At 38.9% G+C, this 25,349-nt stretch carries 20 protein-coding genes, 5 tRNA genes and 3 pseudogenes; 9 read left to right on the top strand and 19 right to left on the bottom strand.

Annotated elements, in window-relative coordinates; genetic code table 11:
• Nucleotides 1–23: 23 nt before the first annotated feature.
• From CICURV3402_RS07660 to CICURV3402_RS07650, 4 genes are all read left to right on the top strand, one after another.
• Nucleotides 24–239: a DUF2924 domain-containing protein gene (locus CICURV3402_RS07660; protein ID WP_222837047.1), complete on the top strand. Its 216-nt coding sequence runs from the start codon at nt 24–26 to the stop codon at nt 237–239.
• Between the two features lie 261 nt (nt 240–500).
• Nucleotides 501–755, top strand: a complete 255-nt coding sequence (locus CICURV3402_RS07655) for a recombinase family protein (protein ID WP_425474700.1) — start codon at nt 501–503, stop codon at nt 753–755.
• A 770-nt stretch (nt 756–1,525) separates the two neighbouring features.
• On the top strand, nt 1,526–1,684 hold the full coding sequence (locus tag CICURV3402_RS04435) for an HNH endonuclease (protein ID WP_158379997.1): 159 nt from the start codon (nt 1,526–1,528) through the stop codon (nt 1,682–1,684).
• Between the two features lie 263 nt (nt 1,685–1,947).
• Nucleotides 1,948–2,079: a hypothetical protein gene (locus CICURV3402_RS07650; RefSeq protein ID WP_407079073.1), complete on the top strand. Its 132-nt coding sequence runs from the start codon at nt 1,948–1,950 to the stop codon at nt 2,077–2,079.
• A gap of 1,880 nt (nt 2,080–3,959) precedes the next feature.
• Here the strand turns inward: CICURV3402_RS07650 and uvrD are convergent.
• The 10 genes and pseudogenes from uvrD to purM form a co-directional block, all read right to left on the bottom strand.
• Entirely contained in the window at nt 3,960–6,155 is a 2,196-nt protein-coding gene (gene uvrD / locus CICURV3402_RS04425; RefSeq protein ID WP_158379996.1) for a DNA helicase II, read from the bottom strand.
• 48 nt (nt 6,156–6,203) lie between these two features.
• The gene (gene dapF / locus CICURV3402_RS04420; protein ID WP_158379995.1) at nt 6,204–7,040 is read right to left on the bottom strand and encodes a diaminopimelate epimerase; all 837 of its coding nucleotides are present in this window, start codon (nt 7,038–7,040) and stop codon (nt 6,204–6,206) included.
• Nucleotides 7,041–7,059: 19 nt separating this feature from the next.
• A complete protein-coding gene (gene lptM / locus CICURV3402_RS07790; RefSeq protein ID WP_222837045.1) occupies nt 7,060–7,206 on the bottom strand; it encodes an LPS translocon maturation chaperone LptM in 147 nt (48 codons plus the stop codon).
• A gap of 342 nt (nt 7,207–7,548) precedes the next feature.
• Entirely contained in the window at nt 7,549–7,836 is a 288-nt protein-coding gene (locus tag CICURV3402_RS04410) for an HU family DNA-binding protein (protein WP_158379994.1), read from the bottom strand.
• Nucleotides 7,837–7,882: 46 nt separating this feature from the next.
• Nucleotides 7,883–9,577 (bottom strand): 30S ribosomal protein S1, encoded by a 1,695-nt coding sequence (rpsA, locus tag CICURV3402_RS04405; protein ID WP_158379993.1) that lies wholly within the window; start codon nt 9,575–9,577, stop codon nt 7,883–7,885.
• Nucleotides 9,578–9,696: 119 nt separating this feature from the next.
• Nucleotides 9,697–10,377 carry a (d)CMP kinase gene (gene cmk / locus CICURV3402_RS04400; protein WP_158379992.1) on the bottom strand — a complete coding sequence of 227 codons (681 nt, stop codon included), beginning with the start codon at nt 10,375–10,377 and terminating at the stop codon, nt 9,697–9,699.
• A 47-nt stretch (nt 10,378–10,424) separates the two neighbouring features.
• Nucleotides 10,425–11,615, bottom strand: a pseudogene (locus CICURV3402_RS04395) (3-phosphoshikimate 1-carboxyvinyltransferase).
• An 86-nt stretch (nt 11,616–11,701) separates the two neighbouring features.
• Nucleotides 11,702–12,204, bottom strand: a pseudogene (speG, locus tag CICURV3402_RS04390) (spermidine N1-acetyltransferase).
• A complete protein-coding gene (gene purN, locus CICURV3402_RS04385; RefSeq protein WP_187306950.1) occupies nt 12,205–12,867 on the bottom strand; it encodes a phosphoribosylglycinamide formyltransferase in 663 nt (220 codons plus the stop codon).
• A 10-nt stretch (nt 12,868–12,877) separates the two neighbouring features.
• Entirely contained in the window at nt 12,878–13,945 is a 1,068-nt protein-coding gene (purM, locus tag CICURV3402_RS04380; RefSeq protein ID WP_158379990.1) for a phosphoribosylformylglycinamidine cyclo-ligase, read from the bottom strand.
• A gap of 421 nt (nt 13,946–14,366) precedes the next feature.
• Between purM and CICURV3402_RS04375 the strand changes: the two genes are divergently transcribed.
• The 4 genes from CICURV3402_RS04375 (at nt 14,367) to CICURV3402_RS04360 (ending at nt 14,784) form a co-directional block, all read left to right on the top strand.
• A tRNA-Thr gene (locus CICURV3402_RS04375) sits at nt 14,367–14,442 on the top strand.
• A 50-nt stretch (nt 14,443–14,492) separates the two neighbouring features.
• Nucleotides 14,493–14,577, top strand: a tRNA-Tyr gene (locus tag CICURV3402_RS04370).
• Nucleotides 14,578–14,624: 47 nt separating this feature from the next.
• Nucleotides 14,625–14,699 (top strand) — tRNA-Gly (locus CICURV3402_RS04365).
• 9 nt (nt 14,700–14,708) lie between these two features.
• Nucleotides 14,709–14,784, top strand: a tRNA-Thr gene (locus CICURV3402_RS04360).
• 268 nt (nt 14,785–15,052) lie between these two features.
• On the opposite strand, the gene CICURV3402_RS04355 is transcribed toward CICURV3402_RS04360, so the two are convergent.
• A tRNA-Asp gene (locus tag CICURV3402_RS04355) sits at nt 15,053–15,129 on the bottom strand.
• A gap of 119 nt (nt 15,130–15,248) precedes the next feature.
• Nucleotides 15,249–15,974 carry a DNA polymerase III subunit epsilon gene (gene dnaQ / locus CICURV3402_RS04350; RefSeq protein ID WP_158379989.1) on the bottom strand — a complete coding sequence of 242 codons (726 nt, stop codon included), beginning with the start codon at nt 15,972–15,974 and terminating at the stop codon, nt 15,249–15,251.
• A gap of 56 nt (nt 15,975–16,030) precedes the next feature.
• Here dnaQ and rnhA point away from each other — a divergent pair, with 56 nt between their 5' ends.
• Nucleotides 16,031–16,498: a ribonuclease HI gene (rnhA, locus tag CICURV3402_RS04345; RefSeq protein ID WP_158380026.1), complete on the top strand. Its 468-nt coding sequence runs from the start codon at nt 16,031–16,033 to the stop codon at nt 16,496–16,498.
• A gap of 51 nt (nt 16,499–16,549) precedes the next feature.
• Here the strand turns inward: rnhA and CICURV3402_RS04340 are convergent.
• From CICURV3402_RS04340 to CICURV3402_RS04310, 7 genes and pseudogenes are all read right to left on the bottom strand, one after another.
• Nucleotides 16,550–17,759, bottom strand: a pseudogene (locus CICURV3402_RS04340) (APC family permease).
• Nucleotides 17,760–17,903: 144 nt separating this feature from the next.
• Entirely contained in the window at nt 17,904–19,394 is a 1,491-nt protein-coding gene (locus tag CICURV3402_RS04335) for an amino acid permease (RefSeq protein WP_158379988.1), read from the bottom strand.
• Between the two features lie 146 nt (nt 19,395–19,540).
• On the bottom strand, nt 19,541–20,617 hold the full coding sequence (gene alr, locus CICURV3402_RS04330) for an alanine racemase (RefSeq protein ID WP_158379987.1): 1,077 nt from the start codon (nt 20,615–20,617) through the stop codon (nt 19,541–19,543).
• A gap of 18 nt (nt 20,618–20,635) precedes the next feature.
• On the bottom strand, nt 20,636–22,039 hold the full coding sequence (dnaB, locus tag CICURV3402_RS04325; RefSeq protein ID WP_158379986.1) for a replicative DNA helicase: 1,404 nt from the start codon (nt 22,037–22,039) through the stop codon (nt 20,636–20,638).
• Between the two features lie 169 nt (nt 22,040–22,208).
• The gene (gene lipA, locus CICURV3402_RS04320) at nt 22,209–23,156 is read right to left on the bottom strand and encodes a lipoyl synthase (RefSeq protein ID WP_158380025.1); all 948 of its coding nucleotides are present in this window, start codon (nt 23,154–23,156) and stop codon (nt 22,209–22,211) included.
• A gap of 35 nt (nt 23,157–23,191) precedes the next feature.
• The gene (gene lipB, locus CICURV3402_RS04315) at nt 23,192–23,884 is read right to left on the bottom strand and encodes a lipoyl(octanoyl) transferase LipB (RefSeq protein WP_158379985.1); all 693 of its coding nucleotides are present in this window, start codon (nt 23,882–23,884) and stop codon (nt 23,192–23,194) included.
• Nucleotides 23,885–24,183: 299 nt separating this feature from the next.
• A complete protein-coding gene (locus CICURV3402_RS04310; RefSeq protein ID WP_407079077.1) occupies nt 24,184–25,344 on the bottom strand; it encodes a serine hydrolase in 1,161 nt (386 codons plus the stop codon).
• Nucleotides 25,345–25,349: the final 5 nt, after the last annotated feature.

Raw genomic sequence — 25,349 nt, 5'->3', positions numbered from 1 at the left:
AAAACGACTAGCGCATTCCCGCAATGATAAAAACTAGCAAGAAGCCTTTGCGCGACCGCCATCCCCAACCCATTTCGGGCACGGTGCTATCCCGTCTTGACCGCGATCAGGAGTATTGCGTTAACGTGATTCATGACAGTCAGTACGATTTTAATGGGCACATCTACAAAATCTTATCCGTCATCGCCCAAGAAATTATCGTTACACAATGGTCCAGCCCACTCTTCTTTGGCTTATAGAAGGAAGTCTAGAAAAGAAAAACCAAGGGGGGAGAAATGGCGGATGACCATAGAAAGAAAGAAGCATCAGCGGTGCGTGATCTACAGACGCAAATCCACCGATGAAAGGCTCGGCTAAGAATACAGCGTGATTCATGCTCATCGATATGCTGGTCATTCTTACATCTCCAGTCAGCGAGAAAAGGGCTGGATCCCCGTCGCAAAAGACTATAACGATCGTGCGTTTTCCGGCAAAATATGGACCGGCCGGCGATGTAACACCTGTTAGCTGACATTATGGAAAGAAAGATTGATGTCGTAGTGATTTACAAAATCGACAGACTCATACGAAGTCTGATAGACTTCTCGAAAATAATTGAAGTGTTTGAGCGCTACGGGGTGTCTTTCGTATCGGTGACACAGCAGTTTAATACTACAAACTCCATGGGGCGGCTGATGCTGAATATCTTACTGTCCTTTTTACAGTTCGAACTGGAAGTCGCCGGCGAACGGTATCCAAGACAACATGACTTCTAGTAAGAAGAAAGGTCTCTAGGCGGGGAAATGCCCCTACTTAGCTACGATGTCCTTGACCGTTACCTAGTGATCAATCTGCAGGAAACCAAGCTCATGCAGCACATTTTCAAGCGGTGCACCGAGGTCGCCTCCAGCACGCTTCTATATAAAAACTCAGGCCGGAGCGTGTCGCCAGAAAGTCTTGGGTAACGAAAGACAGGCAGGATCTCCCCAGCAACCCCATTGACCAAGAGCTAATTTACAAACTGATGAACAATCATATCTACCGCGGCAAGCTCAGATACAAGAATGAGTGGTACAAAGGCAACCACAAGCCGATTATCGATCCCAAACTTGAGGACGACGTGCACTCTATTCTAGTCGTTTATTTTCGGACGCAGGCAAATACACCAAAGGCAAAATCCTTTTTCTGTTAAAGGTCATTATTTTTGGTAAAGAAAAGCGGTCGCCAGTACCGGTACTACATCAGCACCCGTGACACCAAGACGTTTTCAGTTACTTCCGGCCTGCCAAGAATATCAGCTGCGGCACTTGAGTCGGTTTCAGATTCAAGGCCTATTACAAACGCCTCTGGTAAGAGAGCGCATCACAGTAGTGACCTGCAAACGGGAAGATGCTATGGACGAGGCGCAAGTAGCTGTGGCGCTTAACCAAAGCAACAAAGTTTAGGATAAACTATCCTTGATAGGCTATCTGCTCGCTTAATCCATTCGAATATGAGATGTGACTGAGAGATAGGTTTATTGCAGTGTATCAGAGCACAAAGATTGATGAGAGATCAGCATCTCTGCCAGCCCTGCCGGCGACAAGAGCAGATTTGTTCCGCGAAGGCGGTTGACCATATTCAAGCAAAATCTTTTGGCAAAATGGATAAAGAGAGGGATCTAGAAGCAATTTGTGATGAATGTCATAAAAAATACCGCGCGTAAATATTGCTAGTACAAATCGTGCATCCCGCTTCCAATAGGTGTCAAATACGTCTATTCAATGTTTTATGGCCCCTGCTGGAAGCCCGCGCAGTGTTGAAATAAACGCCCATATGGCTCAGTGATCTTTAAATTTAATAGAAGCAAGATAAGCTTCATGGATAAAAATTTACCTCTACGCCCCATGATGCCCTCTTGCATCAATTTTGACATGAAAAAACACGGATAAAGATTTCTTTGAAAGATGGCTCCCTGATGAGATTAAAGTGTTGTGTAATTTCAATACGATGCAAGTCAAGTTAGGCTTTTTTATTGATGACATAATTAAGGCGTATCAAAATAATATTTTTTTAGTCATTGAAAACAAAAAAAAGGAAAAGAGTGTATTTACCTCTTGAGTGAAAGTTAATCCAGACCTGATAATCTCATTGCTTGGTGATTAATGCACTATAATATGTCGGTGTGATACACACGCTATCTTGATGCGGGTAACAAAAGACTTCCGCCGGTTTTATGTCTTATGTATTGCGGAGAAACAAGACCGCATCTGCACAGTACCTATTGGCTAAATTGCTTCGACCCCGAAGACAGGAAATTAGCAGAGCATGTATACACAGCCTTTTTAACTCGCGAATATTACGATACTAGACGATAATAAAATCATGCAGTATCGCCAGATGCTGTGATTAGAATTACTCTAGAAGTACATCCGCCTAAGGTATATGAACGAGTTGACTAATCTAATTGCTCCATTACTGTCGAATGAGTATCATGCTGATACGCAAGTTATTACTATGATACAGAATCTCATTCAATAGGGTCATGCGAAGAACCAGATGCAATTTTTCACTGAAATAGCCAAAAAATCTGAGAAACATGAGGGGTACTTATGACTATGGCGCAAACATTAAGACAAGAAGGCATAGAGGAAGTCATAAAAAAGGTGAAAAATCCGCCCCCTTTAAGGTTTGCTCAAAAACTTTCAAAAAAGGAAGAATGACAAAAAAGAGACACGAGATCTGACAGGCATCACTGAAAAACAAATAAAAACATTATTATGTTAAATCTAAAAATAGCCTTTTTTAAAAAAGGCATCGCACAAAAGAATGATCAAAAACCGCGCTATTTAGAGTTGCGTTGCCAAGAGGGAGGTGGCAATCAAATCTCTGTGGGATCAAACGCTTGAAACCTGTAGCCCACCTTTATTTATATCGCCACCGGGCAGAAAATTTTTTGTTATTTTATTTAATAAAAAATAATGCTATTAAACAGGAATTTTTGTGTATGTCAGGCGCGCCGAAAGGCCCATCTCAGCTGCATTTAGTGAGAGACAACCCCCTGAAGGATCTCAATAAAATTCAGTAAACGAATATAATATGGATATACCTTTGCTGTAACTTCTTCAACCGAGAGTCCAGAGACAGATTTTTTAATATGAGCGTAGAATATCAAAATAAATTTTCCGCCGGCGTTAACAGGGACTGACGGCGGTAAAGATGTAGAAGCTTCAGTATATTTTAAAGAATTTTTGGTATAATGAAAGGGAAAGCATAATGGTGTTCTGCTCCCTAAATTTTATTACGCAATCAATTAGATTGCGTCACGCTATGCCTGTTCTATTTTTGGGAATCCCTCAGGGATTACTTTCGCCTTTCTCTCAGATCTGCGTTACAGCGTTCCGTGCAACAGTATTGGGCATTTAGATATTCGCCGTCTCACCCCGCTGTGACGCCTAATTTTACTTCTTGTTCCTTAGGTTAGAAATTTACCTTCGGCTGACTTCCTTTGAAGCTGCTGGTAGCCTGCCAGAGGAAACCTTCCTCAAATGCTTTAATATCGACTTGACGGATATAGCACTCGGCCTCGCAGTTTCAGAAATTATGGGTCAACGCGCTTAGACCACCAGCGTTCGAGAAAAGCCTCACTCACTCCCCATCGGTTAGCCAGTTGCCGCTGGTTAATATGCAATATTTACATTTCGTTCACCTCGTTGTTGTTTTCTTGATGTCATAAAAACTATTATCCGGGAGAACTGCAGGTTATTTAGGATGTTTTCGGTCAACGGGTTTGGAAGGGCGAAAGGCACTTTTTTAATGGAGCAGTGTAGTTCTCGTTTTTGGAGTTGAGCCCGCGTCCAGCTCCACCAAATAAACAATTGGTCGTCGCAAAAAAATACTGACAAAGCGAAAAGGACCCGCGTATTTATTGTGCGGTTTTATTGCCTGTTTCTTTCTGTTTAGCTATGCTTTTTTAGATTTCCACTTTTGTAATAAAAGTTTTATATGATTTCTAATCTTGCGTAAGAGATAACTAACCATTTTAATTGGTTACCAGCAAAAGCAATCTGGACACGAGCATGTTGACCACTACCTTCTAAATCTTTGACGGTGCCTTCCCCAAATTTAGGATGTCTTACACGTTGATCTAAAGAAAAATGCCCCTCGTTTTTATTGCTCTCATTTTGATGGCCGTGGATTTTATATTTTGCTTTTTCTGTAGAACGGCAATGAAATGGATGAGAAAAGATTGCCCCTAATTTTACATGTTGTATACATGATTTTGGTAATTCGTCAATGAAACGAGAGGGAATATTGCTTACTTCTTCTCCATAAAGTCGACGGCTTTTCGCATAACATAATGTCAATTCTTTCATTGCACGCGTTAAGCCGACATAAGCCAGACGACGCTCTTCTTCCAACCTTCCACTTTCATTCAGGGCCATTTTACTAGGAAACATCCCTTCTTCCATTCCAACAATAAAAATTTTAAAAAATTCTAAACCTTTCGCAGAATGCAGCGTCATCATTTGTACTGAGTCTTGAGAAGCGTCACCCTGATTTTCACCTGCTTCCAAGACCGCATCGGAAAGAAAAGCCTGCAATGGTGACAAAGTGTCATCTTCATACTGACGATCATCATACTGTTGTGTCGCATTGACCAACTCTTCTAAATTTTCAATACGTCCTTGCACTCTTTCACCTTTTTCTTTTTGATACATTAACCAAATCCCAGAATCTTTAATGACTCTGTCTGTTTGTAAATGTAACGGCATTTCTGATGTTTCATAAGCCAAGGAGTCAATTAACTCAATAAAACGCCTCAAACCTGAAGCAACTCGACCCGCCAATATTTTTTCATGCAACAAAATTTGCATGGTTTCCCAAAGCGTTTTTTCACGATCTCTGGCAGCCTGACGCAATACAGATAAGGTGTGCTCACCAATACCACGAGCGGGTGTATTAATCACTCTTTCAAATGAAGCATCATCATGGCGATTAGAAATCAAACGCAGATATGCAAGCGCGTCTTTAATTTCTTGCCTTTCAAAAAAACGATGACCCCCGTAAATACGGTGAGGAATATTTCCTTTTAACAACGCTTCTTCTAATACTCGAGACTGTGCATTACTGCGATATAAAATAGCACAATCTTTTAATTGGCCTCCTTTCTCGTGCCACTTTTTAATTTGATAAGCTACAAAACGGGCTTCATCTAATTCATTAAAAGCATGATAAAGAAAAATAGGCTCCCCTTCTTTTTGAGAAGTCCATAAATTTTTTCCCATTCGCCCCTCATTATTGGCAATCAAGGTATTGGCTGCCGTTAAAATATGAGGAGTTGAACGATAATTTTGTTCGAGTCTTACTGTTTCAGTACCTGCAAAATCTTTTAAAAAGCTCTGAATATTTTCCACCTGCGCCCCGCGCCAACCATAAATAGATTGATCATCATCTCCCACAATCATCACTTTTGCCCTTTTTTCAGCCAATGCATGGATCCAAGCATATTGGATAGTATTGGTATCCTGAAATTCATCAACTAAAATATGACTCCATCTCTTCTGATATTGATCCAAGATATTGGTATGATTGAGCCATAACTCATAGGCACGTAATAACAGTTCTGAAAAATCGACTAATCCAGCTCTATCAGTAGCTTTTTGATAGGATTGGTAAATATCTTGCCAAGTATTTTCAATAAAATTAGAGCTATTTTTAGTATGTTGAGGGCGATGCCCTTGATCTTTTTTATGATTGATGTACCACATGGCTTGCCGTGGAGACCAACGCTTTTCATCTAAATTTAATGATTTAATAATTTTTTTTAGCAATCGTAATTGATCATCGTTATCGATAATTTGAAAATCCTTTGGCAAATTCGCTTCCAGATAATGCATTCTTAAAAGACGGTGGGCGAATCCATGAAAAGTGCCAGTCCACATACCATCTTGTATTGATCCCATCAAAACCGACACACGATGACGCACTTCGGCAGCGGCTTTATTAGTAAAGGTAACGGAAAGAATGGAATACGGAGAAATATGTTCAACTGAAAGTAACCAAGCAATTCGGTGCACCAACACTCTGGTTTTTCCACTTCCTGCGCCGGCCAGTACTAATACATGATCAGCAGATGAGGTCACCGCAGCACATTGTTTTTCATTTAAAGTATTGATTAATTTAGAACAATCCATAAATAGCCTTTATTTATTCTTTCGTAAAAAATTGACATCTCTTAAAGTTCATAACTTAAAGCTCATATGAATTACTCCATCATAAATATGGTCTGCAGGCCCGGTCATATAAAGGCAATGCCCTGTTCCTTTCCAGCGGATGTCCAGATTGCCTCCTTTTTGTTCAACATGAACTTTTTCATCCAGCAGATCCTGCTGAATCCCTATCGAGACTGCAGCACAAGCCCCACTGCCGCAGGCCTGAGTTTCTCCAGCGCCACGTTCATAAACGCGCAGATGAATATGCTTTCGATCAATGATTTTCATAAATCCGACATTTGTCCCTTCGGGAAAAGACGGATGGCACACTAATAAAGGGCCAATCAATTTAATCTGATCAGAGTCGAGCTTTTCCACCTGTATAATACAATGTGGATTACCCATAGACACAATCCCACAAAGTAGTTTTTGTTCCGCGACATCTAATTCATAAATTTTTTTTATTGTTTTTGAACGAAAGGGGATAGTTTGAGGTAAAAAATCAGGCTCACCTATATTAACGCAAATTTGATTTTTCTCTTTTAGATGAATTTGCATTTTTACGGTCTTAGTACTCACCTGAATATTTTTTTTATTAGTTAAGCCTTTTAAGTGAACAAAACGCCCCAAGCAACGAGCACCGTTACCACATTGAAATACTTCACTACCATCTGCATTAAAAATACGATAATAAAAATCTAATTCTGGACTATTAGGAGGTTCCAGAAACAATAGCTGATCAAAACCAATACCAGTATGCCGATTCGCTAATCGACAGATAAACTCTGATCGTAGATGAATATTTTGGGTTACAGCATCAATGATGGCAAAATCATTGCCCAAGCTACACATTTTTGAAAACCGCATACGTTAACTCTGGTAAACTTTAATGATAAAATTTTTTAATCTGATGAACGGATGTTTGCGTTGTTTCGTTGGGCCAGTTTTCTGTGGGCGGAAAATACAATGGCCTTTTTAGGCCACAAGAGGTGATTATAAGTGTGATTGATAAGGCAAATAATTTTTTTTTCATTATTTTAAGCTCTATCCGTGATATGAAATTATTTTAATCGATCAAAATATGAAAGAATATCTTGGATATTTTTCATCTTTTAAACACTGTCTTGAGAAAGACAGCTCTGTAGTATCTAAGAAATTTGTATCTTAATTACCTATTCCAGCGCTCTTTTAATCTACTTTAATTTTAACTGCACAATATTACAGTTCGTCTCTATTTAGTAGATTAGCGAGCAGGAGCCTTTTTCGAGGTAACCCAGTCTGTGCTCTAAAGACTGCAGAAAATATTCGTTCTTATGTGGCAGAGAATGTCGCAAGAAGGGAATAATTGAAAAAATTTTAAAGTGATACTTGAGTTTTACTTATATACGTCGACACGATCACGCAATTTTTTTCCTGGTTTAAAATGTAAAACATATTTACTCTTTACTTTCACATCAGAATTACCCGTTTGAGGATTACGTGCGGTGCGTGCAGAACGGTACCGAAGAGTAAAACTCCCTAATCCCCGAATTTCAATTCGCTCCCCCTCAGATAATTTTTCTGACATATATTGTAAAATTCGCTTTACTATTTCCTGAATCATTTCAGGATTCATAGAATCTAGGCGTTTAACAAGCCTTTCGATAAAATCAGATTTCGTCATATTATCTCATGTTTTTAGTGAGGGGGTATAAAACCCCCCTTTGTTATTAATCACCTTTTGTCGCTATTTTAAAGGCTTCAGTCATAGCGTTAGGGGTGTTAGAAAAATTTGCTTCCTCTTTTTTATTATTTTTAGATGATGATACAGACTCTTTTTTTTCAATTTCATCTTTCAATGGAGCCAAGGTAACAAGACGGGTTTTACGATCACAACCTATGTATTTAGCTTCAATAGTATGACCCACTTCTATGGATCCCATAGGGAAGTCAACAGAGGTATCAGGTACATCTGCGAGATTAATAGAGCCCTTGACACCATTTTCTGTTAGTGTCACAAGAATTTTGTTATCATGAATTTCAGTAATTTGACCACTAACGACCGTGCCTTTTTTATTTAAAGAAATATATTGGTCAAGCGGATCTTCTGATAACTGTTTTATACTTAAAGAGATCCTCTCACGATCTGCGATCACTTCTGATAGTATAGCCTCAATTTCTTGGCCTTTTTTATATTCACGAACCGCTTCTTGACCTGAAACATTCCATGAAATGTCGGATAAGTGAACCAAACCATCAATGTTATCTTCTAAACCAATAAAGATGCCAAAATCAGTAATGGATTTAATCTTACCTTTAACAATATCGCCTTTATTATGATTTTGATCAAATTTTTTCCAGGGATTTTCTGTGCATTGTTTTAATCCCAGAGAGATACGACGACGCTGTTCATCAATATCTAATACTTTCACTTTCACACTATCTTGATCAGACACAACCTTAGAAGGATGAATATTTTTATTGGTCCAATCCATTTCTGAAACATGAACTAATCCTTCAACACCTGGTTCTATTTCAACAAAACAGCCGTAATCTGGCAAATTAGTGACGCGCCCGATGATTTCATCATTAACTTTGTAACGCTCTGAAATACCTACCCATGGATCTGGAGAAAGTTGTTTTAAGCCGAGTGAAATACGAATTTCATCTCCGCGACGTTCGATTTTCAGAATTTTAACAGTGATTTGCTGCGAGATACTCACGACTTCACTTGGATGTTTCACACGTTTCAATGACATATCAGTGATATGTAATAAACCATCAATCCCACCTAATTCAACAAATGCACCATAGTCAGTCAGATTTTTAACGGTACCTGAAACTTCTTGACCCACTTTTAACCTTTCTAATAATTGTTCGCGTCCTGCGCTGCTTTCTGATTTGATCACGTCTCGACGTGAAACAACTACATTATTGCGTTTTTTATCCAGTTTAATAATTTTACATTGATGCTCTTTATTCTCGAGATGTGAAGTATCGCGTACAGGATATACGTCAACCAAAGAGCCAGGTAGAAAGGCTCTAATACCATCCATATCAACAGTAAAACCTCCTTTGACTTTACTGGTAATCATTCCAGTCACAAATGTGCCATTGGTATAAGCTTCTTCTAATTTTTTCCATACTTCTTGCCGCTTTGCTTTTTCACGAGATAATAAAGTTTCACCAAAACCGTCTTCCATAGAATCCAAGGCAAGGTCAACTTGATCTCCTATTTGAATTTCTACTACTCCTTGTGCACTTTTAAATTGCTCTAAAGGAATAGAGGATTCGGATTTTAAACCAGCATCAATCCGTACAATGTCTTTTTCAATAGAAATGACGGTACCACGAATCATAGATCCTGGACGTATTTCAATTGTTTTTAGTGATTCTTCAAAAAGTTGAGCAAAAGATTCTGTCATATTAATGATCTTGCGGAGTGTTTAATTTAACACCCACCTAACATCCTGCTTGATGGGGTTGTGATAAAAGGTCTGCTTCAGTTCCTCTCAGCAGATCCGAGATATTCATTTCATTTGTTCTAAAAAGTGAGCCATTTTTTTGCGTGCTCTAACACTTGTGCGGCCACTTCTTGAGCTGGCATATGAGTAGAATCTATTATTAATGCGTCTGAGGCTGGTAATAATGGAGCAATTTGTCTAGTAGCGTCATGTTCATCTCGAACATTCATTGTAGATAAAATGCTACCAATCTTAGCATTAAACCCTTTTTTTTGCAACTCGATCATTCGCCGCCGAGCACGTTCTTGGGGGGATGCATGAAGGAATATTTTGATAAAAGCATCAGGGAAAATCAAAGTACCCATATCTCTACCATCAGCAATTAAACCAGGTGCTTTTTGAAACGACCTCTGTCGCTCGAGCAATGCTTCTCGTACTTTCGGCAAAGAGGCTAATTGAGACGCAGAATGCGCCACTAATTCAGTGCGAATTGTATCGCTGACATCTTCTTTATCTAAAAGAACCCGTAAGCATCGGTTTTGTGACTGAAAAGAAACATCAAGATGCATAGCCAGAGGAATTAAATCCGATTCCATACTGAAATCGATTTGATACCGCAGAGCAGCTAATGCAAGGACTCGATAAATAGCCCCTGAGTCTAGAAGATGCCATCCCAGATAGTCTGCTAATGCTTGACACAGTGTCCCTTTCCCTGCTCCACTAGGCCCATCAACCGTTAATACTTGGTTTACTTTTTTCATTTTTTCTCTTTATGAGCAAATATATTAAAAATTTTAATACAGTACCGCTACGATAAGCCAGATTTTAAAAAATCAGGAAAGGTTTTTGAAGTGTAGCTTGGATTTAAAATGCGTATTGGCATATCTAACAGAGCTATGAATGAAAAAGACATTGCTATACGATAGTTGTTGTAAATCTAAACTTCAGATGCTTTTAAATTTTTTGGAGAAATAATTGCGATATAATATTGCCCTTCTTTAATTTTGCCCCAATTTTCTTAATTCATCCGCCATCGCAGAAGATAGTCTATCTCTTTGAGACGCCAATTATAAATATTTTCACCTTCTAGGGCCATCGGAAAATAACGTCGTCATTGCGAGTCTCATGGCAGCATCCTGCATACTGTTCATATCCATATCTATGCCTTTTAATTGTCCAGGATGACATTCAATATAATCCTCTCTCCATGACTATTTTTAACACATCTGCACATTAAACAACCCCTTGTATGCTTTTTTGACCGACACCTATAACACGAACACAACCTCCTTTGTTGCATCCCATGCTATTCGATAGTGTCCAGGTGCTGGAAGTTTTTGACGGGCCATAATGTTAAAGATACGGTAATGTTTATGCGTCACACTGATCCAAAAATATGCATTAAATGTAACCTTATCTCTACATAAGGTTTAGACACTAGAAAGCCTTGCACTTCAATAGCGGTATCTTGTTCGGCCAAAGGTGCCATAATCAATAAAGCGGTCAAAATTGACTGGAGATATTCCCGCGGAGGATTAAATTTCCGCCACGAGGGTGAAGAGGAAAACATTTTTTTCTAAATAGGTAATTTGGGCATTACCTTGACATAACGCGTCGACCAAAGAATCCATGGGCCTTTCTTTCATTAGTGCTCTCATTGTCAATACTGCATCGGATTAACTTAATGAAAGCACGGCCGTTAGAAAACGCATCACAGTCCCTTTATTGCCGGTCATTCATTCAATCGGATGAGGGGTGTTTAAGTGCCCGTTTACTCCTTCTACTTCACAGTAAGTGCCGTTTTTTGAAACAGTATACCGGACCCCAAGCGCTTTGAATGCTTCTAACATATATCGAATATCATCACTTTCTAAAAAGTTGGTTAGCCGAGTTTTTCCGGCAACCAAATCGGAAATCAAAGAACATGATTAGAAATACTTTTTGAACCTGGTAAATAAACTGTTCCATTGAGCTTTCCGATAGATTTGAAATTGAAAATTTTAAGATATAAAGAATGAGGATTTTAAATGATATAAGAGTGTTTAAAAAATTAGGACTGTTTTTGTATTACTCCAAATACTGCCGTTAAAAAATACACATACGGATCGCAGTACGATATTCTCCATTAACAAAAAACTCCTCTTTTAATTCTCCTTCTTTTTTAAATACTAATTTTTCATAAATATGAATAGCTTTTTGATTAGCTTTATCCACAATAAGATATAGCTTATATAATTTGAGCACTGAAAAGCATGTTTCATCACTAATTTCATCGCAATAGTTGCAAAAATTTTTCCCTCATAAGCAGGATCGATAACAATGAAAAATTCCGACCGTTTATGGAGATGATTTATCTCTAGTAATCCCACTAATCCGACTTTGATTTGATTATTTTCGGCCTTGTTATTTTTAATAATAAAGCGGCACTATGTTTGATCGTGAATCTGTTTATCATACAGATCCGACAATGCCATAAAGGCTTCATGAGGCTCCTCAAACTAGTAACGCATGACGCTGTCGTTATTGTCTAATTGATGAACAAAATAAAGATCATCTCTTTCTAAAGAAAGGATGTAATCTAATGTCACTTATGGAATACATGTTGAATCCTTTTTTTCAGTAAGAGGTTGTCCGTCTAACCAAACGATCCCTGCCCTCATTTCTAAACGCCCTTGCATAAACCAGTCGACCACTTTTGGATAAATATGGTGTTCCTGAACTTTAATACGTTCAATAAGGGTCTTTTCAGAATCATCGGGTAACACCGATATTCTGGACTGTAAAATCACAGGGCCTCCATCTGGCTTTTCAGTCACAAAATGTACTGAAGATCCATGCTCCTTATCACCGTTCGCAAGAACCCGCTGATGGGTGTGTAACCCTGGATATTTAGGAAGCAGAGAAGGATGGATGTTCAGTATTTTTCCATTATAGTATTGAACAAATGTGGGAGTAAGAATGCGCATATAACCGGCTAACGCAATCAAATCAGGTTGATAAGAATCAATTTTATGAATGAGATTTAAATCAAACGCAATGTGATCTGGCTGAGTTTTTGCTTCTAAAATTTGAATCGGAATTTTTTCTTTTTTTGCTCGTTCTAATCCATAAGCATTAAGTTGATTACTAAAAACAAAGCAAATTTTACCCCGTATTTTTCCTGATTTTTGAGCGTTTATCAATGCCTGTAGGTTGCTCCCTTCGCCTGAGATTAATATCACTATATTTTTTTTTAACGGAATGTTTTTCATCATTTATATTTCAATAATTGAGTATGTTTTTTTTGAAAATTATTCTCTCAGAACTGGTTTCTAATGAATCTACCCTCCCTATTCTCCAAGCTTTTTCACCGACACTGGTTAAAAAATCAAGGGTTTTATCTGCCTGATCTTCAGGCAAAACTATGATCATGCCGACGCCACAATTAAAGGTACGATACATTTCTTGCTTATTGATATTTCCTGTTTTTTGTAACCAATCAAAAATACAGGGCCATTGCCAGCTGGATTCTTCAATCAGAACACAAGTATTTTTAGGCAAGACTCGGGGGATATTTTCAAAAAATCCTCCTCCAGTTAGGTGAGCAATAGCATGAATGTCCACGTTTTTCGTTTCTATTAGCGTAAGAATAGATTTAACGTAAATTCTTGTCGGCTTTAATAAATAATCGGCCAAACTTTTTCCATTTAACATCCATGTTTCAGGATCTGTTTTGCTCAAATTCAAAACCTGACGTACTAAAGAGTACCCGTTAGAATGTAAACCACTGGAAGCCAATGCCAGCAAAGTGTCTCCGGATTTTACGTTTTGATGGCCATTGATCAGTTTGGATTTTTCGACAACACCCACACAAAAACCAGCCAGATCATAATCTTTATCTTGATACATACCCGGCATCTCAGCGGTTTCTCCTCCGACTAACGCACAGCCTGCCTGTTGACAGCCTTCAGCAATACCTGCAATAACACAGGCTGCAGTTTCAACATCCATCTGACCTGTTGCAAAATAATCCAGAAAAAACAGCGGTTCAGCTCCTTGAACGATCAAATCATTGACACACATAGCGACCAAATCGATACCGATAGTTTCATGACGTTTTAAATCAATGGCCAAACGTAACTTAGTGCCCACGCCGTCAGTCCCTGACACCAAAATGGGCTCACGGTATTTTTGTGGCAACGAACAAAGTGCGCCGAATCCTCCTAATCCTCCTATAACTTCGGGTCGGTGGGTTTGTTTCACTACTTTTTTAATACGATCAACCAGGCGATAGCCGGCATGAATGTCAACGCCAGCATCTTTATAATTTAGAAAAACATGATCGGTCACGGAGAGATCCTCTGAGTAAATGACGATAGTGTGATGTATAAAAAATTTTCAATATAAATAGAGTGTTTATTATTTATAAATATATGGTTTTATATGATTTTAAATCGCCATAATTTGTTTAAGGCTTTTTTGATGCCAATTCTTGGTGTCGTGATATATTTGGGTTGATGCTTTCAAAGTACCACGTTCATAAAAGGTGCGCGGTAAAATAGTATTTTTTATAATTCATAAAGAGGTTTTAAGTGTAAGAAATCCATATTTACTTATATTTTATCCTCTTTTCCTAGTGCAAATAGGGATTTTTGCAACATAAATAAATATAAAATAGGATACCATAGAAAAATATTTTGAATTTAAATTGAATAAACTTAATTTTTTTGTTGCATAGAAGGCTTTCACTCCCTAAAATGCGCCCAACTAAGCCGGCATAGCTCAGTTGGTAGAGCAACTGACTTGTAATCAGTAGGTCCCGAGTTCGACTCTTGGTGCCGGCACCATAAATAACCTGATATACCATGTTAGGCGTTTTTATTATTTTTAATACTTTGGTGGGATTCCCGAGTGGTTAAAGGGAGCAGACTGTAAATCTGTCGTCATCGACTTCGAAGGTTCGAATCCTTCTCCCACCACCATATTCAGTCTTACTGCACACAAAACTTTCTATACCGAGTTCCGTCATGCGGGCATCGTATAATGGTTATTACCTCAGCCTTCCAAGCTGATAATGTGGGTTCGATTCCCACTGCCCGCTCCAACGAATTGTGTTGATATAGCTCAGCAGGTAGAGCACACCCTTGGTAAGGGTGAGGTCGGCAGTTCGAATCTGCCTATCAGCACCATTTCCCGTTTCTCTCATCCTTTCGTCTGTTTGATTTTTGACATGATGTCAGACGTTAACCTAATAAGTATCATTAACCTAGACATTTCGTTTAGAGCGAGAGCTCGATATCTTACTGCATAGACTTTTTTTAAATATTTATAAAGAATTCTGATGATCATGATTAGAATCATTCTCATAAAGACGATCTGAAGGATTTGCCTAACGGAAAAAATAGGAGAACGAAGCGGGTATGGGAACCCCATCTTCATGTAGATTGATCTAAGAAATGGCGGTGCGGACGGGATTTGAACCCGCGACCCCCGGCGTGACAGGCCGGTATTCTAACCAACTGAACTACCGCACCAAAATGTATTTTGGTTTAGAACGGGCGCGATGATACGGTTGCACCTTAATAAGGTCAACTGTTTTTTGAATTTATTGGCTTTCTTTTGTAAATAGAGAGACAGACTACTGATTCTTCTGTTAGGTGGCAGATCGCCATATGCAAGAGCCTGCTTTCTTTTCTAAGCGATCCAAGCTAGCTTGATGCTCATCAAGCTCATCACAGCTAGCGTAAATGATCTTTAATTGAGATGAAGTTTTGAGCCGATTTGGATGCACTCTCATGTTACGAATGTCTGTCTCGTCTGTTTCCTCTAAAAAAGAAAATAACGTTTGCCCGCCGGTCATGGCTAAATACACTTCTGCTAAAATTTGTGCATCAAGCAATGCCCCGTGTAAAGTACGTTTGCTATTATCTATCTGATAACGATCGCATAAAGCATCTAAATTATTGCGTTTACCAGGAAATAAACGGCGAGCGAGTGCTAAAGTATCGGTAACTGTACAAAAAGTGTTTGTTTTCGGGATATTTTGCGGGAGCGCAGAAAATTCATAATCCATAAAACCAATATCAAAAGCGGCATTATGGATAATTAATTCAGAATCCCGTATAAATTCAAAAAATCGAGCGAAAATTTCAGAAAAGCGCGGTTTATCCAATAAAAATTTATCACTAATACCATGAATTTGATAGGCTACTGGATCCACCTGACGGTTAGGCTTCACATATGTATGAAAAGTCTTACCTGTAAGACGGCGGTTAATAACTTCAACTGCCCCAATCTCGATAATATTGTGGCCCTCATAATGCGGGCCTGTTTTATTAAGTCCGGTAGTTTCAGTATCCAAAACAATTTGTCGGGTCATGGGCGTGTTCTCAGGAAGAATTTGTGCAAAAAAAATTTTATACAATTTTATCACACATAATGAAACAGGTAGATATTTTCACAGATGGCTCCTGTCTTGGTAATCCGGGCGTAGGTGGATACGCTAGTATTTTACGTTATCAACAGCATGAAAAAATATTCAGCCACGGTTATCGGCTAACCACAAATAATCGAATGGAATTGATGGCCAGCATTGTCGCCCTTCAGGCTTTAAAATCTCCCTGCACAGTGACACTTTTTACGGATAGTCAGTATGTTCGTCAAGGGATCACCCAATGGGCCGTTCATTGGAAAAAACGCGGATGGAAAACGAGTGAGCGTAAAGATGTCAAAAATATTGATCTATGGAAAGCATTGGATGCCGAGATTCAAAAGCATCAAATAAATTGGCAATGGGTAAAAGGTCATGCGGGTCATCCAGAGAACGCGCGCTGTGATAAGCTCGCTCGTTTAGCCGCAAGTTCGCCCACTCAAGAAGATCGGGGTTATCAGGGCTCATGTTAGAAAAAAGAGAAAGTAATCGTTAATCCGTTTCTTTTTCGCTTATTTCTCTGTTTAATCAATCTTAAAACATAAAAAAACAACAATAAATTTTCTAATATTTTTTTTGAATAAACGCGTTTTCCATGCCAAATAGAACAAGCCGAGAGCCGCTCATATAAAACCTAACTTTATAGAGCTGCTTTCAAGATTAATCCATAACATAGTGACAGTCGTGACCACTAATCCAGGTAAAATAAGATAATGCTAAAGATTAAATATACCTCTATAGCGCTTTTCATGATAATAAAACTGAAAATTATCCATAAATTGACAAAGGTATAAGCAATCAAGACACCAAGATTAATTAATACGGTGGCCGTAACCAAATCAAAAGTAACGGCAGATAACGCAACAATATTAACGAATACCATGTTAAGAATCGGAGCATCGCCATTTTGGATGCACGTAGCCAAAAATTTTGTTGGAAAACACCCATCGCGTCCTATCACATAAAGTAAACGTGAAACCCCTCTTGAGCAGCCATTCCTAATGCTAAAACAGTCACACAAGAAAAACATAAAATGATGGATTAGAATAATTTCCCAGTCACAAACAACATAATATCTGGTTGAAAGGCATTAAGATTGATAAAACGTGACACACCAGGGAAATAAAATTATAAACATAAGCCACAAAAATAAAAATAAGTCTACCTGTCATGATCGTTAGAAAAATGGCTTGAGAGATCACTGAAATAACATCTTTCGTTTCTTCAGATAAAGAGCTCATGGCATCAAAATAAAGAAAAAAGCATAATATAGTGGCACCTGTGATCATGGTATCAAACAAAACGTATCTGAATAAAAAGGACGAGTGCTGATTAAGGTGACTTCTTCTTCCACCTGATAAATTTTATTCATCAATAATCCAAAAAATCAGCGCTAGAACGATCTGAATGAATACAATAAGACTGTTCATGTTGGCGATGACGTTAATACCGCGAAGATTGAGCAGAGTAGTGAAAAAGTTAATCCTGCAACGAATATCCAAGTGGTACATGAGAGAAAATCGCTGCAAGATAAATTTTCGCTAGTATAAGCCGATCCCGCATAAGGAAAACGTTTAACCATCTTTCCATACCTATGGCAGTAAAAAAGATAGTAATTAACGAAATAATATAAGATCTAGGCACATGCTCCTGTATCAAGGATGAGACGATACCAAAGGTATCGAAAATGGTCATGGATTAAAGATAGGCCAACCCTATGATCACGACTTGCAATGTTTTTCTGAGTTATATACGGTTATTACTGGCTTTTTGGTGAATGCCTACCAGAGTGGGTGACATATTTTTCTTCTAAAAACCTTATCTGATATTTCATCTCAAAAATGCGTTAAAGATGATAAGATTTTTTTAAAATCTGTGTCAGATCTTTTGATCGTCTTGCCATTGTGGAAATTGCATCTCTGAATATTGAACAAACTTTGTGCCATGTAAAAGTTTATATCCACACCATATGGCAAAAAATAAAGGCAAGCCAATATAAGTCGCGGTCACCGAATACCAATCGATGCTATCTGCCAAAAAAGCCTTATAGTTCTGACCGAGTGTAATCATCAAACACACAAAAAAAGCAAAGATGGGCCCCCATGGGAAAAAGCTCGACTGGTAAGGTAATGCATTTAAAGAGCGATTTTGAAAAACATATCCTTTTCTAAAACGATAATGACTGATGGCAATACCGAGCCAAGCGATAAATCCGGTCATTCCTGACGTATTTAATAACCACAAATAGACAGTTTGATTTCTAAACATTGAACTTAAAAAACATAGAGCAGAAACTACAGTGGTGGCACAAAGCGCATGACGAGGAACACCATTATCAGATAATCGCGCAAAAATTTTGGGGGCTTTTCCTTCACTTGCCAAGGTAAACAGCATGCGTGTCGCGGCATACATCCCCGAGTTACCCGCAGATAAAACGGCTGTGAGAATCACGGCATTCATTAGGGCCGCAGCAGATAATAAACCTGTATTTTGAAAAACTAAAGTAAATGGGCTGACACTAATGTCTTTAACGTCATTGTGTAATAAATGGGGATCAGTATAAGGAATGATCAGACTGATGATAAGAATGGCAAGGATGTAAAAAAGTAAAATTCGCCAAAACACTTTACGGATGGCACAGGGAATATTTTTAGCCGGCTCCTGAGATTCACCTGCGGCGACACCCACTAATTCAGTGCCCTGAAAAGAAAACCCCACGATCATAGCCACCCCAATCATAGCTGAAACCCCCCCCACAAAAGGCGCTTCTCCTAGAATCCAATTATCCCATCCTATGACTTTGTTGCCTTTAAGAACGCCTAATATCATCAACAAACCAAGAATAATAAATACAATTACGGTAGTGACTTTAATCAAGGAAAACCAATATTCAGATTCAGCAAACCCTTTCACAGAAAGATAATTCAACATGAAAATAAGCGCGAGAAATAAAGCGCTCCAAATCCAACCTGGGGTATCAGGAAACCAATAATGCATCACCAATTGAGAGGCCACTAAATCAACGGCAATGGTCACCGCCCAGTTGTACCAATAATTCCATCCGAGAGCAAAACCAAAACCTTCTTCAACATATTTTGCACCATAGGTTGCAAATGAACCAGAAACAGGCATAAAGGCCGCCAGTTCTCCTAAACTGGTCATTAAAAAATAGACCATTAAACCAATTAAGAAATAAGAGAGTAAGGCTCCACCTGGTCCTGCTTGAGAAATCGTTGCGCCAGAAGCAATGAAAAGGCCTGTTCCAATAGATCCACCCACCGCAATCATCGCCAAGTGACGCGATTTTAGTGCCTTTTGTAACTTTTTTGGTCGATGAGTTACCGTCTTTCTGATATTTTTTTCAAGCATTTTAATCTCAAAAATAATGTATAAAAAACTTCTTAGCTCTAAAAATATAGAGAGATAAAATCAAATTTGGGAGGGATTGTAACAATTCATGGCCTGCTGGCCAGATGAATTTTGGTTAACATTGCAAAGAAATAGATATTCTTACATTAATTTACGTAGCTGATTGCGACACGACCTGTCAGTTTGCCCATCAACTCATAAGTACTGTATCCGATATAAGACGCTACTTTTTCTAACGACAACTGATCGCCCCACAGTACAGCCCTATCCCCCACCTTATCAGTCGCATCCCTGCCTAAATCGACTGAAATCATATCCATCGACACTTGACCCACAATAGGCACTTGACGACCATTGATCCATACGGGCGTGCCTGTAGGAGCACTTTGTGGGTAACCATCGCCATAGCCAATCGCCAACACACCCAAGAAAGTGTCAGTTTTACTGATCCATTCCCCTGCGTAACCTACGGTTTCCCCTGACTTATGCTCACGCACTGCAATTAAAGGGGATTGCAAAGTCATCACCGGCAATAAGCCATAATCACGACCAACAAAATGTTCAAAAGGAGAAATCCCATAAAGTGCAATACCAGGGCGTACAACATCTCGATGTGATTGAGGGCAAAGCAAAATAGCCCCGGAAGCCGCAATCGATTTTTGCCCTGGTTTGCCTTGAACAAACGCATCAAAAGAACGAATTTGCTGGTCTTTTACAATAGGATAATGAGGATGCACGTTAGAAAGATGGGTGATGATATGAATGGGTTTGGCTACATTAGGACAATTTTGTAACCGCTGATAAAAAGCTGCTGCTTGCTCAAGACGTACACCTAAACGGTGCATGCCAGTATCTATTTTCATCCAAACTCGGATAGGTTCAGGTAGACGCACTTTTTCTAACGCTACCAGCTGTTCAAAATTGTGTATCACCGTTTCAATATGATTCACTTGCAATACAGCTAAATCTTCTAAAGAAAAAAAACCTTCTAACAACAAGATAGGCTTGATGATTCCACCCGAACGCAGTGTTAAGGCCTCTTCTATACGAGCGACAGAAAAATAATCTGCGTTTTTAAGTGTCTGCGCCACTGTTAGTAATCCGTGACCATAAGCATTAGCTTTTACGACAGGCATTAAACAGCTTTTCGGGGCGAATTGGTGAATTTTTTCAAGATTATGTCGAAGAGAGTTAAGGTTAATGATCGCGGTGGCACCTTTCATTGAGCACCTTGTATTTTATTAAATATAATCATCGTATTGAGTGCCCGTATAATTATCAAATCGAGAGAACTGACCACTAAATGTCAGACGTATAGAGCCTATCGGGCCATTTCGGTGTTTACCTAAAATAATTTCAGCTATGCCTTTCATTTCGCTATTTTCGTTATAAACCTCATCACGATAAATAAACATAATTAAATCGGCATCCTGTTCGATTGATCCTGATTCTCTCAGATCAGAATTGACAGGCCGTTTTTCTGCTCGTTGTTCCAACCCCCTATTGAGCTGCGATAACGCCATCACAGGAACCTGTAATTCTTTGGCTAATGCTTTTAGAGAGCGGGATATTTCTGAAATCTCCAATGTTCGATTCTCCGCTAAAGCCGGGACACGCATTAATTGAAGATAATCAATCATAATAAGGCTTAAACCATCGTTTTCACGAAAAATTCGCCGCGCACGAGAACGAATCTCTGTAGGGCTCAAAGCAGAAGAATCATCAATATACATATTCCCTTTTTCTAATAGCATTCCGATCGCACTGCTGATACGAGCCCAATCACCATCTTTTAATTTACCGGTACGCATACGGGTCTGATCAATACGAGAAAAAGATGAGAGCATACGTATCATTAACTGATGAGCAGGCATTTCTAAACTAAAAATCAAAACGGGCTTTTCTTGTGTCATGAGTGCATTTTCACAGATATTCATGGCAAATGTAGTTTTCCCCATAGAAGGGCGCGCTGCCACAATAATGAGATCGGATTTTTGTAATCCTAATGTTTTTTCATCGAGATCCTGATATCCTGTTGATACGCCGGTCACGCCATTATGTGGATGACGAACAAGATGTTCAATACGGTTAACTGTCTCTGTTAAAACACCATCAATCTTCTTTGGCCCGTCATTTTGACTTTGTCGGTGATCAGCAATTTTAAATACCCTAGATTCCGCAAAATCGAGTAAATCTGTACTGCTGAGGCCTTGAGGTTCATAGCAGGCATCCGCAATTTCATGTGTTACTGAAAGTATTTCACGAACGATGGCTCTCTCTCTCACAATATCGGCATAAGCAGAAATATTAGCGGTACTAGGGATATTTTTAGCTAATTCGGCTAAATAGGCGAATCCTCCTACTTTTTCTAAATCTCCCTTTTGTTCTAACGCATCGGACAAAGTCACCAAATCAATTGGCGCATTTTTTTGAATGAGACGTTGCATTGCTATAAAGATCCTACGATGAGGCAAACTAAAAAAATCGATGTGGCCTACACGTTCAGAAACGTTATCCCAACGTTCGTTATCTAACATCAGCCCCCCGAGCACAGACTGCTCAGCTTCTATAGAATGGGGGGGCAATTTTAGCATTTCTATCTGCTGATCTTTTAGCATTATTGTCTGTGATTTTTTAGTGGCCATTATTTTACCATTAATATCAGTAGTTCTTGAGATAGGACTTATAAAAGAAGAGGATAACATTTAATACTGATCCCACTAGCGATGACCCTGCCGATAAAAATAGGCACTGACTTAGACATCAATGATCTTCATATTTTATCAGAACCTTGTTGATTACTCTCCGGCAATTTTATTTGACTTCAAACCCTTTTTCTTGCAAATCTGCATGATAAGAAGAACGAACAAAAGGGCCACAAGCCACATTCGTAAAACCCATTGCCATAGCTTGTTTTTTCATTTCTTCGAATTTCGCTGGGCTCATATAACGTTGTACAGGAAGATGATACTGACTGGGTTGCAAATATTGACCTATCGTCAACATGGTTACGCCGTGCTGACGTAAATCAAACATAACGGAGATAATTTCATCATCGGTTTCACCTAAACCGACCATCAAACCAGATTTAGTCGGTATCTCAGGATGCTGAGATTTAAAACGGGCTAATAATTCCAATGAACGTTTGTAATTCGCACCTGGCCGTACCTGCCGATAAACACGCGGTACATTTTCTAAGTTGTGATTAAACACATCAGGGGGAGTGAGCTTTAAAATTTCTAGTGCGCGATTCACTCGACCATGAAAATCAGGAACTAATATTTCAATTTTGATCCCAGGATTCTTTTGGCGAATTTCAAAAATGCAATCAGAAAAATGTTGGGCTCCACCATCACGTAAATCATCTCTCTCTACAGAAGTGATGACAACATAACTTAACCTCATATCTTGAATGGTTTGGGATAATTTTTGGGGCTCATCTTGATTAGGGGCGTTAGGCCGACCGTATGCCACATCACAAAAAGGGCATCGACGAGTGCAAATAGCGCCTAAAATCATGAACGTGGCCGTGCCATGACTAAAACATTCCGCTAAATTCGGACAAGAAGCCTCTTCACAAACAGAATGCAGTCTATTTTTACGCATCGCGGCCTTAATATTTTGGATACGGGTAGAATCAGCAGGCAGCCTTATTCTTAACCATCCTGGTTTGGGCAGAATTTCTGGGTCTTCAGTGAGTAGTGTTTTTATCGGAATTAATCGGGTTTTTTCTGCATCACGGTATTTTATCCCTTGCTTCATTCCTCCTTGTTTTATTAGTGTACTTTTAGTCATAGTCATCTTGATTGCCAATGAGGCAATAGGTCTGTATAAGAAAACGCCTGAACAAATTGATGGACCAAAATTGGCTGTACCATTTTAGAAGTACAAATTTCATTTAAATCTCGCATTTGTATCATTTTCATCCCTGCATAACCACAAGGGTTGATGAAAAGAAAAGGCGAAAGATCCATAGAAACATTCAGAGCGCACCCATGAAAAGAACAGCCTTTACGAATTCGTAGCCCTATAGAACATATTTTTTGCGGCGTACCGTCCTCTTTCATTACATACACTCCAGGTGCTCGATGCTGTGTTTGAGCCATAATTCCAAAATGCTCTAACGTTTTTATCACTGTATTTTCAAGTTTTGTTACGAATTCACGGACTCCAATCTGTTTTCTATTTAAATCTATCATTACATACAAAATTTGTTGGCCTGGCCCGTGATAGGTAATTTGCCCACCCCGATCACTTTGGATAACCGGAATTGTCCCGGGTTTAAGCAGGTGATGTGCTTTATCAGCTTGTCCTCGTGTAAAAACGGGCGGATGTTCTACTAACCAAATTTCATCATAGGTACTTGAATACCGCTTATTCGTAAAATCACGCATCGCCTCATAGATAGGATAATAGGGCTGTAATCCAAGATCTCGTACCACAAGATTTTTTAGAGATACCGTTCTTTTGTTGTTCACTATCATCATCATTTATTGATCATTTTATAATACTATTCAAACGAATTTCAGCGCTGACAGCTCTTGATAAAGGATTTCGACCTGTTTGATATCAACCACCAAAACGGTCACTAATATGCATAAAAGGTCTCTTTGTAACTTGGTTGAATTTGAGGATTATAAGCGACAGGAATACTATCTAGGATTATTGTCATAACTTGTTCCAGCAATTGAAGTTTTGAAAAACAGATGACTTTATAGGTCAAAACGCAATGTAATTTAAGAAGTTCATTTAATTTGCTGTTTATTCTTAATGTCCTTTTTAAAACCGATTAACTCAACCAACGATGAAACATCAGTTTTATATAATCAAGCATACGGCTAAAGAAGCCCCCTTCTTTCACTTCATAGAGAACGACCAATGGACGAGGTTCTTCGATGGTTTTTCCGTTAAGTTGAAAATGAATAGTCCCGACAATTTGATTTTTTTTTAATGGAGCAAGTAGTTCTGGGTAATCCAGAACAAAACTGATCTTAAGATTTTTACCCTGATCTTTAGGAAGGGTTAAATAAACGTCCTTATCGACACCCAATTGAGCAGTATTCACTGCGCCAAACCAAACAGGCTGTGAGGTAAATACGGTCACGGCTTTTAATGGTTCCACGGTTTCAAAAAGACGAAATCCCCAGGACAACAATTTTTTGCTTTCGGCTTCTCGCTCTTTAAAAGTACGTCCACCTAATACTACTGAGATCAAACGCATAGGCCCTTGAGTAGCAGAAGCCACGAGGTTATAGCCTGCTGCATTGGTATGGCCTGTTTTGATACCATCTACATTGAGGCTGTCATCCCACAATAGTCCATTACGATTAAATTGCCTAATGTGATTAAAGGTAAACTCTTTTTCTTTATAAATAGCATATTCATCTGGAACATCATGAATCAATGCGCGGCCCATCAAAGCCATATCATGAGCGGAAGTATATTGACCTGGTGAATCTAGACCATGGACATTTTTAAAGTGTGTGTTTTTTAGCCCCATCTCCTGAACATAAGCGTTCATTAAAAGAACAAAGTAATCTTGACCCCCTGTAACATAATTTGCCATAGCAACACAAGCATCATTACCAGACTGTAAGTTAATCCCCCTTGTCAATTGTGCAACTGAAACCTGATCACCGGGTTTTAAAAACATTAACGATGAACCTTTAAATTCAGGGTTTTCTGTGGAACAGGCATCTTTACCGACAGTGACTATATCATTTACGCTAATTTTCCCTGATTTGATTGCTTGACCAATCACATAGCTGGTCATCATTTTTGTGAGGCTGGCGGGCATACGGCGTTCATCTGCGTTTTTTTCTACTAAAATTTTGCCTGAGTTGTAATCCATTAAAATATAAGAAACGGCGTTTATTTCTGGCGGAACAGGAATTAAGGCGCTCAAAAGCGCACTGTTCGCATAAGCTAAAGTGGTTAAATGCACCCCCATGATCA

Source organism: Candidatus Williamhamiltonella defendens (assembly GCF_900699045.1).
GTDB classification, from domain to species: Bacteria; Pseudomonadota; Gammaproteobacteria; order Enterobacterales; family Enterobacteriaceae; genus Hamiltonella; species Hamiltonella defensa_A.
Note: the sequence above shows the minus strand (reverse complement) of the source record. Positions and strands in the feature narration are given on the sequence as shown.

Bases quoted from the DNA above. Each gene is read 5' to 3' on its own strand.
- CICURV3402_RS07660 (WP_222837047.1), top strand. From the start codon at position 24: ATGATAAAAACTAGCAAGAAGCCTTTGCGCGACCGCCATCCCCAACCC.
- CICURV3402_RS04435 (WP_158379997.1), top strand. From the start codon at position 1,526: ATGAGAGATCAGCATCTCTGCCAGCCCTGCCGGCGACAAGAGCAGATT.
- uvrD (WP_158379996.1), bottom strand. From the start codon at position 6,155: ATGGATTGTTCTAAATTAATCAATACTTTAAATGAAAAACAATGTGCT.
- dapF (WP_158379995.1), bottom strand. From the start codon at position 7,040: ATGCGGTTTTCAAAAATGTGTAGCTTGGGCAATGATTTTGCCATCATT.
- lptM (WP_222837045.1), bottom strand. From the start codon at position 7,206: ATGAAAAAAAAATTATTTGCCTTATCAATCACACTTATAATCACCTCT.
- CICURV3402_RS04410 (WP_158379994.1), bottom strand. From the start codon at position 7,836: ATGACGAAATCTGATTTTATCGAAAGGCTTGTTAAACGCCTAGATTCT.
- rpsA (WP_158379993.1), bottom strand. From the start codon at position 9,577: ATGACAGAATCTTTTGCTCAACTTTTTGAAGAATCACTAAAAACAATT.
- cmk (WP_158379992.1), bottom strand. From the start codon at position 10,377: ATGAAAAAAGTAAACCAAGTATTAACGGTTGATGGGCCTAGTGGAGCA.
- purN (WP_187306950.1), bottom strand. From the start codon at position 12,867: ATGAAAAACATTCCGTTAAAAAAAAATATAGTGATATTAATCTCAGGC.
- dnaQ (WP_158379989.1), bottom strand. From the start codon at position 15,974: ATGACCCGACAAATTGTTTTGGATACTGAAACTACCGGACTTAATAAA.
- CICURV3402_RS04335 (WP_158379988.1), bottom strand. From the start codon at position 19,394: ATGCTTGAAAAAAATATCAGAAAGACGGTAACTCATCGACCAAAAAAG.
- alr (WP_158379987.1), bottom strand. From the start codon at position 20,617: ATGAAAGGTGCCACCGCGATCATTAACCTTAACTCTCTTCGACATAAT.
- dnaB (WP_158379986.1), bottom strand. From the start codon at position 22,039: ATGGCCACTAAAAAATCACAGACAATAATGCTAAAAGATCAGCAGATA.
- lipA (WP_158380025.1), bottom strand. From the start codon at position 23,156: ATGAAGCAAGGGATAAAATACCGTGATGCAGAAAAAACCCGATTAATT.
- lipB (WP_158379985.1), bottom strand. From the start codon at position 23,884: ATGATGATGATAGTGAACAACAAAAGAACGGTATCTCTAAAAAATCTT.
- CICURV3402_RS04310 (WP_407079077.1), bottom strand. From the start codon at position 25,344: ATGGGGGTGCATTTAACCACTTTAGCTTATGCGAACAGTGCGCTTTTG.